Origin of the sequence: Kitasatospora sp. NPDC059571, from assembly GCF_042735675.1 — a bacterium.
Classification (GTDB): domain Bacteria; phylum Actinomycetota; class Actinomycetes; order Streptomycetales; family Streptomycetaceae; genus Kitasatospora.
Window position 1 is genome coordinate 1 of the sequence record NZ_JBHWBW010000361.1, and the last position, 6,752, is coordinate 6,752.

At 76.2% G+C, this 6,752-nt stretch carries 11 protein-coding genes and 1 pseudogene; 9 read left to right on the top strand and 3 right to left on the bottom strand.

Annotation, left to right across the window (positions count from 1 at the left end):
- Positions 1 to 50 precede the first annotated feature (50 nt).
- Positions 51 to 461: an organic hydroperoxide resistance protein gene (locus tag ACFV0G_RS29455; RefSeq protein ID WP_380554611.1), complete on the bottom strand. Its 411-nt coding sequence runs from the start codon at positions 459 to 461 to the stop codon at positions 51 to 53.
- 113 nt (positions 462 to 574) lie between these two features.
- Between ACFV0G_RS29455 and ACFV0G_RS29460 the strand changes: the two genes are divergently transcribed.
- From ACFV0G_RS29460 to ACFV0G_RS29495, 8 genes and pseudogenes are all read left to right on the top strand, one after another.
- Positions 575 to 1,042: a MarR family winged helix-turn-helix transcriptional regulator gene (locus tag ACFV0G_RS29460; RefSeq protein ID WP_380554614.1), complete on the top strand. Its 468-nt coding sequence runs from the start codon at positions 575 to 577 to the stop codon at positions 1,040 to 1,042.
- A 145-nt stretch (positions 1,043 to 1,187) separates the two neighbouring features.
- Positions 1,188 to 1,625, top strand: a complete 438-nt coding sequence (locus tag ACFV0G_RS29465; protein WP_380554617.1) for a hypothetical protein — start codon at positions 1,188 to 1,190, stop codon at positions 1,623 to 1,625.
- 49 nt (positions 1,626 to 1,674) lie between these two features.
- On the top strand, positions 1,675 to 2,121 hold the full coding sequence (locus tag ACFV0G_RS29470) for a cupin domain-containing protein (protein WP_380554620.1): 447 nt from the start codon (positions 1,675 to 1,677) through the stop codon (positions 2,119 to 2,121).
- A gap of 29 nt (positions 2,122 to 2,150) precedes the next feature.
- A pseudogene (locus ACFV0G_RS29475) lies at positions 2,151 to 2,519 on the top strand (MerR family transcriptional regulator); the annotation flags it as partial.
- On the top strand, positions 2,496 to 3,134 hold the full coding sequence (gene trxA / locus ACFV0G_RS29480; protein ID WP_380554641.1) for a thioredoxin: 639 nt from the start codon (positions 2,496 to 2,498) through the stop codon (positions 3,132 to 3,134). The pseudogene ACFV0G_RS29475 and the gene trxA, both read left to right, overlap by 24 nt.
- Before the next feature lie 129 nt (positions 3,135 to 3,263).
- A complete protein-coding gene (locus tag ACFV0G_RS29485) occupies positions 3,264 to 3,686 on the top strand; it encodes a MarR family winged helix-turn-helix transcriptional regulator (RefSeq protein ID WP_380554623.1) in 423 nt (140 codons plus the stop codon).
- A gap of 70 nt (positions 3,687 to 3,756) precedes the next feature.
- The gene (locus tag ACFV0G_RS29490; RefSeq protein WP_380554644.1) at positions 3,757 to 4,173 is read left to right on the top strand and encodes a PPOX class F420-dependent oxidoreductase; all 417 of its coding nucleotides are present in this window, start codon (positions 3,757 to 3,759) and stop codon (positions 4,171 to 4,173) included.
- Between the two features lie 32 nt (positions 4,174 to 4,205).
- Positions 4,206 to 4,736: a GNAT family N-acetyltransferase gene (locus ACFV0G_RS29495; protein WP_380554626.1), complete on the top strand. Its 531-nt coding sequence runs from the start codon at positions 4,206 to 4,208 to the stop codon at positions 4,734 to 4,736.
- 21 nt (positions 4,737 to 4,757) lie between these two features.
- Here the strand turns inward: ACFV0G_RS29495 and ACFV0G_RS29500 are convergent, their stop codons facing one another.
- On the bottom strand, positions 4,758 to 5,540 hold the full coding sequence (locus ACFV0G_RS29500; RefSeq protein WP_380554629.1) for an aquaporin: 783 nt from the start codon (positions 5,538 to 5,540) through the stop codon (positions 4,758 to 4,760).
- Between the two features lie 161 nt (positions 5,541 to 5,701).
- On the opposite strand from ACFV0G_RS29500, the gene ACFV0G_RS29505 reads away from it, so the two are divergent.
- Positions 5,702 to 6,463, top strand: a complete 762-nt coding sequence (locus ACFV0G_RS29505; RefSeq protein ID WP_380554632.1) for a MerR family transcriptional regulator — start codon at positions 5,702 to 5,704, stop codon at positions 6,461 to 6,463.
- Positions 6,464 to 6,538: 75 nt separating this feature from the next.
- On the opposite strand, the gene ACFV0G_RS29510 is transcribed toward ACFV0G_RS29505, so the two are convergent.
- Positions 6,539 to 6,752 (bottom strand): helix-turn-helix domain-containing protein (locus ACFV0G_RS29510; protein ID WP_380554635.1); only part of this gene is annotated, 214 nt, incomplete at its 5' end.

Consider the following 6,752-nt stretch of genomic DNA (forward strand, 5'->3'; position numbering starts at 1 on the left):
CTGCACCACTGCCCCGGCGGTCCGCCGCGTTCCGCCCCCCGCCCGGAGGGTCACTCCACGACGAGCTCGACCGGGATGTTGCCGCGGGTCGCCTTGGAGTACGGGCAGACCTCGTGCGCCTGCTTCACCAGCAGCTGCACGGTCTCGCTGTCGAGGGTGTCCGGCACCTCGACCCGCAGCACCGCGGAGAGGCCGAAGCCGGTCGCGTCCTTGCCGATGTTGACCTCGGCGGTCACCGAGATGTCGGCGGTGTCGACCTTGGCCTGCCGGCCGACCAGGCCCAGCGCGCTGGCGAAGCACGCGGCGTAGCCGGCGGCGAAGAGCTGCTCGGGGTTGGTGCCCTGGCCGTTGCCGCCGAGCGCGGGCGGCATGGCGAGCGCCAGGTCGATCTGACCGTCCGAGCTCACGGCGCGGCCCTCGCGGCCGTTGGCGGTGGCGACAGCGGTGTAGAGCGCGTCCATCAAGCACATCCCTTCTCAGGTCGGCGGTCCCTGACCCGGGCCGCCCGATGACCACAAGTAGAGCACACGATTCAATTGCGCACAACTAAAACGTGTGCCGCTACCCTGGAGGCATGACCACGCTGCCCCAGATCCCGGACGAGGAGCTGCTCCGCCTCGACCGGATGATCTGCTTCTCGCTGCACGCCGCGTCGCGTGCGTTCGACTCCGTCTACCGGGTCGCCCTCCGGGAGCTCGGTCTCACCTATCCGCAGTACCTCGCGATGCTGGTCCTCTGGGAGCACGGCGAGCTGCCGGTCAAGCGGATCGGCGAGTACCTGCGCCTGGACTCCGGCACGCTCTCGCCGCTGCTCAAGCGGCTGGAGGCGGCCGGCCACGTCCGGCGCGAGCGCAGCCCCGAGGACGAGCGCTCGGTCGTCGTCCGGCTGACCCCCGCCGGGGTCGCGCTGCGCGAGAAGGCGCTGGAGGTCCCGCGGCGGATCCTGGCGGCCACCGGGGTGGAGCCGACCGACATCGCCGAGCTCCGGCAGCTGCTCGACCGGGTCACCGCCGCGCTGGACGCCGCCGCCCGCGTGGTCTGACCGGCGCCGTGCCGGGCGCCGCCGGCGCGGTGCTGCGGTGCTGCGGTGCCGTCGGCGTCGGCGTCGGGGTCGGCGTGGCGCGGTGCGCGGACGCCCGACCGTCTGCTCGGCTGGGCGCGGAACGCCGCGACCCGAGGAGCCGCCGATGAGGTCCCTGTCCGCCGCCGTCCTGGCCCTGGCCGCCGCGGGCTGCCTCGCCGCCGCCCCGGCCGCCTCCGGTGATCCGGTCGAACCGGGCGACGCCGCCACCGCGCCGGTGGCCGACTTTGTCGCTGCGTACCGGGACGCCGTGCTGGGCCTCGGCGAGTCCGGCCACACCCCGTCCGAGGTGCGGGCCGACCGGCTCACACCCGAACTGAACGCCCGGCTGGACGCCTGGGCCGCCCAGCACCCGGCCGACCCGGTGTTCCGGACCGCCGAGGTGCCGGAGTCCTGGACGGTGCGGGCCGAAGGCGCCGCCGGTGGACTGGCGTTCGCCCTGGTCACCGAGCGGTTCGGCCCGGCGGCCGCGGTCCACCGGGTCCGTTACGCCGTGCGGCGCGACGACCGGGCGATCGTGGACCTCATGGATGCCCCGGGTTAGTCAGATAATCTGACGCGCCAACGGATGAGCCGACCGGCGGGGGGCCACGGTGACCATCAGGCACGACGGCGGCAGCGCGGCACGGCCCGCGGCCGACCCCGGCGTCGCCGGGCAGGTGCTCGCAGTGGGCACCGCGGAGGCCGGCCTCGCTCTCCGCTCCCGGGGACGCACCGAGGTCACCGTCCAGGAGGTGACCCTGGCGCCCGGCGCCGCCACCGGATGGCACTACCACCGCGGCCCGCTGATCGTGGTCGTCCGCTCCGGCACCCTCACCCGCCTGCTGGCCGACGGCACCCGGCGCACCGCCGCCGCCGGTACGGCCTTCGTCGAACCGGCCGGGCGCCGCCGCGTCCACCTCGGCCGCAACCTGGGCGCCGAACCGGTGGAACTGCTGGTCACCTACCTGCTCCCGGCCGGCAGCCCGCTCTCGCGGCCGGCCGCCGGTCCCGGGCGCCCGGAGGGCGGCGCACCCGACTCGGATCCGCTCTGGCGTTGACGTCGGCGGCAAGGTCTACCGTCGACGGCATGCGGATCGGCGAACTGGCCCGGCGAGCGGGCACCACCACGCGCACCCTGCGGTACTACGAGTCGCGCGGGCTGCTGCCCGCGCGGCGCAGCGGCAACGGCTACCGCGCGTACGACGAGGAGGACCTGCGGCTGCTGCGGCAGATCCGCACTCTGCAGGACGTCGGGTTCGAGCTGGAGGAGACCCGGCCGTTCGTCGAGTGCCTGCAGGCCGGCCACCCGGCCGGCGACTCCTGCCCGGCGTCGCTGGACGTCTACCGCGCCAAGCTCGCGGAACTGGACGAGGTCCTGGAACGGCTGCAGACGGCCCGCGACCGGGTCGCCGCCCAGCTGGCCCGCGCCGAGCTGGAGGCCGCGGGGCGGCGCCCGCCCGCGCGGGCGCACGCGCGGCGCGGAGCGGGCGCGGCCCCACCGCGCCCCCGCCGCCCCGCCCGGCCCGGGCGCCCCGCGCGCCCCGCGCTCAGGGCCCCGCCCCCCCCCCCCGCGGCCGCGGCCCGCCGAAGCGCGCTGCGAGCTGGCACCGCACACCGCACCGGCCGCGACCGGCCCCGCGTAGCGCCCGCCCGGGCCCGGCCCGCCGGTTCACGATCCACCGCACCCGCACCCGCACCCGCTCCGGCCACCGCCGGACCCGCCACGCCAGAGGAGCACAGCATGGTCGTCCCCGGACTCGACGAGGTCACCGACGAGACGTTCGCCACCGAGGTGCTGGCCGCCGAGGGGCCCGTCCTGGTCGACTTCACCGCCGACTGGTGCGCGCCGTGCCGGATGGTCGCGCCGGTACTGTCCGAGATCGCCCGCGAGGAGGCCGGCCGGCTCCGCGTCGTCACCGTCGACGTCGACCGCAACCCCGAGACCCAGGCGGCGTACGGCGTCCTCTCGATGCCCACCCTGATGGTCTTCCGCGGCGGGGAGCCGGTGAAGACCGTGGTCGGCGCGCGGGCCAAGGCCCGGTTGCTGCGCGACCTCGCCGACGTGCTCTGAGCCGGCGGCGGGCGGCCCGGCACGGGGGACGGGCCGCCGCGCAGGCAAGGACGGCGGAGGCGGTCTGCGGCCGACCCGGTCGGCGGCCTACGGTGGTCGCACCACCTCCGTACCGAAGAAGGAGCACGCATGCCCGACCGCGACGCCGCGCTGGAGGCCCTCCAGCGCGAGCTCACCGCGGTCGCCCGCCGGGCCCGCCAGAAGGCCGCGCAGATGCACCCCGACCTCTCCCTGGTCACCTACAGCATGCTCGACCTGGTGAAGGAGCGCGGCAGCTGCCGCGCCGCCGACCTCGCCGCCTACTTCATGCTCGACAAGTCGACGGTCAGCCGGCAGGTCAACGCCCTGGAAAAGCTGGGACTGCTGGCCCGCGAGGCCGATCCGGACGACCAGCGGGGCCAGCTGCTGCGCCCCACCGAGGACGGCCTGCGGGTGCTGGCCGAGGCCGCCGAGCAGCGCCGCCGCGCCTTCACCGCCCGGTTCGACGACTGGTCCGACCAGGACGTCGCCCGGTTCGCCGGCTACCTCGCCCGGTACGGCTCGGCCGACTGAGCCGGGCACGAACGGTCGGCATTCCCGTGCGGCCCGCCCCGGGCCCGGCCAGGATGGGGCCATGTCCCCGATGACCGAGCCCGAGTGGCGGGCCTTTCTCACCCACGGCACCCGCACCGCCAAACTGGCCACCACACGGGCCGACGGCCGCCCGCACGTGGCCCCGGTCTGGTTCCTGCTGGACGGGGACGACCTCGTCCTCAACACCGGCCGCGACACGGTCAAGGGCCGGACGCTGGCCCGCGACCCGCGGGTCATGCTCTGCGTGGACGACGAGCGCCCGCCGTTCTCCTTCGTCCTCGTCCAGGGCCGGGCCGTCCTCTCCGACGACCTTGCCGAGGTGCGGGCCTGGGCGGGCCGGATCGCCGCACGCTACATGGGCGAGGAGCGGGCCGAGGAGTACGCGGCCCGCAACGGCGTCCCGGGCGAACTGCTGGTCCGGGTGCGGATCGAGAAGGTCACCACGGAGCGCGGCGTCGCCGACTGAGCCGCCCGCCGACCCGTGGGTACGCTGATCCGATGAGCGAACCGGGCGAACCGTTCCGCGTCCTGACCGACCGCCTCGACCTGCGCGCCGTCACCCGCGAGGACCTCGCGGAGCTCTACCGGATCAACTCCGACCCCCGCACCTGGGCCCACCTCCCCGAGGGACGGCACGCCCATCCCGTCACCACCCGCAACTGGATAGACCGCGCCGTCGCCCGCTGGGAGGACGACGGCCTCAGCTACTGGACGGCCCGGTTGCGCAGCACCGGGGAGACCGTCGGCATCGGCGGCCCGCAGCGGCAGCCGCCCGGCTACTGGAACCTCTACTACCGGCTCGACCCGGCGCACTGGGGCCGCGGCTATGCCACCGAGCTGTCCCGGGCCGCCCGGGAGGCGGCCGTGGCGCACACGCCCGAGCTGCCGTTCATCGCCTGGATCCACGCCCACAACAGCGCCTCCCGGCAGGTCGCCGTCCGCCTCGGTCTGCGCGACTGGGGCCTGCGCGCGGAGCCGTCGCGGGGCGAGCGGATGCACGCGTACGCCGAGCACGAGCCGCACTTCTGACCGGTGGCCCGCCCGGTGCGGTCAGCCGCCCACCGGCTCGCGGAGCCCGCCCGGTTCGGCCCCGCACGCCCGGTCCACCGGCCCGGCCGCGCCGGCGCCGGCCACCGCAGGCGCCTCCGCCCGCCGGGCCGCCCCGGCGCCGAACAGCACCGCCGCCAGCGCCAGCCCGACCGCCGCCCCCGCGCACTGGGCCAGCACGAAGCCCGGCACCGCGCCCGGACTGATCCCGCCGACCGCCCCGCCCAGCGAACGGGCCGCGGTCAGGGCCGGGTTGACGAACGCCCCCGACGAGGTGCCCCAGCAGGCCGCCGCCACCCAGGCGGCCACCGCCGCGGGGGCGTACCGCTCCCGGCCGCTGCGGGTGAGCCCCGCGACCAGCAGCACCAGCACCCCGGTCGCCACCGCCTCCGCCAGCCAGAGCCTGCCGCCGGCCCCGGGTGCCTGCGCCACCGCCAGCAGCGGGCGGCCGAACATCGCGTCCGCCAGCGCCGTGCCCGCCACCGCGCCGGCGAGCTGGGCGGCTGCGTACGGCGCCAGGTCGCGGGCGGCCGGCCCGCCGCCCTGCCGCCGCCGCGCCCACCACGCCGTGATGCTCACCAGCGGGTTGAAGTGTGCGCCCGACACCGGCGCGAGCAGGGTGAGCAGCATCCCGAGCGCCAGCACCGGGGCGAGCACGGTGGCGGCCGGCCGGCCGCCACCCGGGCCGGGCCCGCCCGCCGCGAGGCCGGAGCCGGCCACCACCGCGGCCAGCACCGCGGTGCCCACCGCCTCGGCCGCCAGCCGCCTGAACAGGGGATTCGTCATGCCGCCATGGTGGGCGGCGGCTCCGGGCGGCGACAATTGTCCGGTGCGCCGAAGCCGGGCCCGGCCGGGGTGCCGGCCACTCGGAGACTCGCACGGGAACGCGCTTGACCCTCACGCACCGTGAGGCCGGAGCCTGGAGGCGACGAGGAGGGAAGGACACCATGGGCTACTCGGTGGGACAGGTCGCCAAGGTGGCCGGGGTGACGGTCCGCACCCTGCACCACTACGACGAGATCGGCCTGCTGTCGCCCGGCGGCCGCACCCCGGCCGGCTACCGCCGGTACCGGGACGCGGACCTCGACCGGCTGCAGCAGATCCTGTTCTACCGGGAGCTCGGCTTCCCCCTCGAGGAGATCGCGGCCATACTGGACGACCGCTCCGTCCCGCCCCACGAGCACCTGCGCCGCCAGCGCGAGCTCATCGGCGACCGGATCCGGCACCTCCAGGACCTCGCCGCGGCGGTCGAACGAGCGATGGAGGCACAGAGGATGGGCATGCAGCTGACACCGGAGGAGAAGTTCGAGGTGTTCGGGGAGGACTACCAGGAGAGCTGGGAGCAGGAGGCCGAGCAGCGCTGGGGCGGCACCGACGCCTGGGCCGAGTCCCAGCGCCGCACCGGCGGCTACTCCAAGGCCGACTGGCAGCGCATCAAGGAGGCCATGGACGACCTCAACGCCCGCCTGGGAGAGGCGTTCACCACGGGGGTCGCCGCGGACTCCGAGCAGGCCGCGGCACTCGCCGAGGAGCACCGCCGGCACATCGGCGACAACTTCTACGCCTGCCCGCACGCGATGCACCGCTGCCTCGGCGAGATGTACGTCGCCGATCCCCGGTTCACCGCCACGTACGACAAGGTCGCCCCCGGCCTGGCCCGGTGGCTGCGCGACGCGATCGTCGCCAACGCCGACCGCGCGGAGGGCTGAACCCCGAACCGCCGTACCGGGCCCGGTACGCAACGCCGGAGGGCCGCCGACCCGCGACGGGCCGGCGGCCCTCCGTCATGCCGCGCCGCGGCCGAAGGTCCGCCGGTAGGCCGTCGGGGAGGTCCGCATGGTGCGGCCGAAGTGGTGGCGGAAGGTGGCTGCGCTCTCGAAGCCGACGGCGGCCGCGATCTCCTCCACCGTGCCGTCCGGGGCCTCCAGCAGCGGAAGGCTGGCGGCGCGGGGGGGGGGGGGGGGGGGGCCCGCCCCACCGACGGGCGCGGGGGGGGCC

Excerpts from the sequence above, each read along its gene's own strand:
- ACFV0G_RS29455 (WP_380554611.1), bottom strand. The coding sequence starts at position 461 with ATGGACGCGCTCTACACCGCTGTCGCCACCGCCAACGGCCGCGAGGGC.
- ACFV0G_RS29460 (WP_380554614.1), top strand. The coding sequence starts at position 575 with ATGACCACGCTGCCCCAGATCCCGGACGAGGAGCTGCTCCGCCTCGAC.
- ACFV0G_RS29465 (WP_380554617.1), top strand. The coding sequence starts at position 1,188 with ATGAGGTCCCTGTCCGCCGCCGTCCTGGCCCTGGCCGCCGCGGGCTGC.
- ACFV0G_RS29485 (WP_380554623.1), top strand. The coding sequence starts at position 3,264 with ATGCCCGACCGCGACGCCGCGCTGGAGGCCCTCCAGCGCGAGCTCACC.
- ACFV0G_RS29490 (WP_380554644.1), top strand. The coding sequence starts at position 3,757 with ATGACCGAGCCCGAGTGGCGGGCCTTTCTCACCCACGGCACCCGCACC.
- ACFV0G_RS29495 (WP_380554626.1), top strand. The coding sequence starts at position 4,206 with ATGAGCGAACCGGGCGAACCGTTCCGCGTCCTGACCGACCGCCTCGAC.
- ACFV0G_RS29500 (WP_380554629.1), bottom strand. The coding sequence starts at position 5,540 with ATGACGAATCCCCTGTTCAGGCGGCTGGCGGCCGAGGCGGTGGGCACC.
- ACFV0G_RS29505 (WP_380554632.1), top strand. The coding sequence starts at position 5,702 with ATGGGCTACTCGGTGGGACAGGTCGCCAAGGTGGCCGGGGTGACGGTC.